Here is a 2931-nt window from a genome sequence, read left to right as displayed (position 1 = left end):
TGAATCCGACGAACCAGCCGTTTATATTTGTATCATCAACTCTGCCGGTACCTGTCTTGCCATACAGACTTTTTCCATCTGAGTTTGCAATAAACATGGACTCTATAACTGTATCCACATTTGTCTTAGACAGCTTCCAATCATTATTTTTCAGGTGACATAGCAGTTCTACCTGCTCTACCGGGGATATAGTCAGAGAGGATTCCAGCCAGTAACAGTTCTGAGCTGAATTGATATTCTGATTTCCATATTCAATAAGACCGAGAAAATTTTTCGCATCTGTGTGGTCCATAGCTGCATCCAGATTGTCAAAATACCAGTTTACAGATCCGGTCATGGCAGATCGAAGTGTCTGGTCTGTGTTCCAGGCATCAAAAGGGTAAGAGCTCCCATCCCAGCGCATAAATGAGTTGTCGGAAGTTATGATGCCATGTTCAAGAGCCATCACTGCGTCATATATTTTATATGTAGAATCCGGTGAAGTGCGGCATAGGGCTTTGTCCTGGTTATAGATATACCATTTATCATTTCCCTTGTCGTACAGAGCAAAACAGCCGTTGTAGTCAGAAAAGTAGCTGGATAGATCCAAGGATTCCAGATTCACCGGGGCAAAATCCTTGTATTGTGTATCATCCAGAGCATATACAGATAATGGCGCACATACAGTCATCAGCAATATGATAATGGAAAATGCATATATACATTTCCGTTTTTCTCTGTTGGTGACAGGGTTGAAATTAACAATAAGCTGAAGCCTTGTTTTAAGTAATTTTTTCCTGCTTTTGCTCTTGAATGATACCGATGATGAATTACTGGATCTGCTTGCAGCCGCACGGAGGATGGTCTGTCCATACTTCACAGCATAGCTTTGACCAAGGTACTGCAATACATCATTGTCACATGCTTTTTCTCTGTCATGTCTTGCTGTATGTAATGTGTATATAACAACAGGATTGAACCAATACAGTATGCAGAATATGCAGATAAACATATTTACGGCATTGTCTCTGCGTTTAAAATGTTGTAGTTCATGTAACAAAATATGTCTCAGGTCGGTTATTGTGTAATCGGATATGCAGTCGTTGATTTGCCGTGGAATATATATAACAGGGCGGAATACACCTACAATGACCGCTCCAGATAAAGCAGAGGAGGAATATAATTTTGGTTTGTATCTGCGCACATTGCAGAGCTCAAGGCATTCCGAATATATATTCAATATGACAGTATCGTCGGTGACTGGAACAGCAGATTTTTTCAGCTTGTATAGTGATATGCCTGACACTATTAAACGGATGGAAAATATGTAAACTCCGGCAAGCCAGATAATAAAAAGGAGCTTTGGATATATTGTAGATGTACTGTTTACAGATATAGCAAAGTCGTTCATCCAGTTCCCATTTGATGAAGGGCTGGTATTGATAGGCACAGGAGTAACTGTATTTGCGGCAGAAGTACTTCTGTTAAATAATGATCGTATGAAACCTATGGCCTGGAATATAAATGAATTATTTACAGGGATAAATGGAATTACGAGAAGAAACAGCACAATATATATGGTGTTGTATCTGCCGTTACATGTTAGCTGTTTTCTGAACATAAATCGAACAAATATCATTAGCAGCAGAGAGAAACTTATGGATATATTGCTGATAAAAAAAATGTGTGAAAAATTCAGTCAAGCCTTATTTCCTCCCGGTGCCTTTACATTAATATGTCTTGAAGTTCCTTTATATCATCAGCACTAAGCTCATCACTATCCACAAACGCAGAAACCATGTCGGATATGTGTCCATTGAAAAACTTCTTTAGAAAAGATGAGCTTTCATGTTTTCGATATTCCTCCTGACTGATGACAGGGGAGTAGACGAACATGCGGCCCTTTTTCTCATAGGAGATGGCGGACTTATCAGAAAGTCTTTTGATGAGAGTCTGGATAGTCCTGGGATTCCATGAAGTGGTCTGCAACAGTTTGTCAGTAATGTCATTTGTGCTTATAGGGGCATATTTCCATATAACCTTCATAACTTCATATTCAGCTTCGGAAATCTGAGGAATGTGTTTCATAGATTATACTCCTTTAATACTACATTTGTAATAACAGTATAAAGATTATCGGGTGGGGTGTCAACCTTTGTCTATACATATGAGGAAACTCTCCAAAAAGGATTGTTTAGCAGAGTATATAATTTTCAAACACCGGGTAACATACTCATATACAGGCTAAGGAGGTATATGGGATGATATCACCAGACACAATAAAGCTGCTCAGGGAATGTGATGCCGGGATCAAGATGGGTGTTTCGTCTATTGATGAGGTGCTTGGGTATGTGCATGCGGCGAAAATGAAGAAGATACTTATAGAATGTAAGGAGGAGCACAACGCAATAAAACAGGAGATACAGAAACTACTGGATGAGTACCATGACGATGGCAAGGATCCAAATCCAATAGCAAAGGGCATGTCATGGATCAAGACAAATGTGAAACTCATAGTGGATGAGTCGGACAATACCATAGCGGAGCTTATGACGGATGGCTGCAATATGGGTGTGAAGTCGCTGAATAAATATCTAAACGAATATAAGGCGGCGGATGACAGGGCGAAGGATAAGACGAAGAGACTCATAGAGCTTGAGAAGAAACTCTGCGAGCAGATGCATCCTTTTTTATAAGTGCTTGTTGACTAAAAAAGTTTTATTAAATATACTTGTAAATATGAGAACCCAACATGTCTGTAGATGACGCGGATCATGTTGGGGATTTATTGTTTTAGGGGAACAGAAAAAATTGATACAAGAAGGAGAAGATATATGAACAGGCAGGTTTACAACCCTTTTTTGCCGTTGAATGAGTACATACCTGACGGCGAGCCGCATGTATGGGGCGACAGGGTTTATCATTATGGATCTCACGATAAGGAGGGCGGTT

At 39.8% G+C, this 2931-nt stretch carries 3 protein-coding genes; 1 reads left to right on the top strand and 2 read right to left on the bottom strand.

The window, feature by feature from the left end; all coding sequences use genetic code 11:
- Both CCU_RS13545 and CCU_RS13540 read right to left on the bottom strand, forming a co-directional pair.
- A partial coding sequence (locus CCU_RS13545) for a BlaR1 family beta-lactam sensor/signal transducer (RefSeq protein WP_243440904.1) occupies nucleotides 1-1600 on the bottom strand: 1600 nt, incomplete at its 3' end.
- Nucleotides 1601-1704: 104 nt separating this feature from the next.
- A complete protein-coding gene (locus CCU_RS13540) occupies nucleotides 1705-2067 on the bottom strand; it encodes a BlaI/MecI/CopY family transcriptional regulator (protein ID WP_015535038.1) in 363 nt (120 codons plus the stop codon).
- Between the two features lie 173 nt (nucleotides 2068-2240).
- On the opposite strand from CCU_RS13540, the gene CCU_RS13535 reads away from it, so the two are divergent.
- The gene (locus tag CCU_RS13535) at nucleotides 2241-2675 is read left to right on the top strand and encodes a hypothetical protein (RefSeq protein WP_015535037.1); all 435 of its coding nucleotides are present in this window, start codon (nucleotides 2241-2243) and stop codon (nucleotides 2673-2675) included.
- Nucleotides 2676-2931 lie beyond the last annotated feature (256 nt).

The sequence above is a fragment of the Coprococcus sp. ART55/1 genome (genome assembly GCF_000210595.1).
GTDB classification, from domain to species: Bacteria; Bacillota; Clostridia; order Lachnospirales; family Lachnospiraceae; genus Coprococcus; species Coprococcus aceti.
This window is presented reverse-complemented; position numbering and strand designations above follow the sequence as displayed.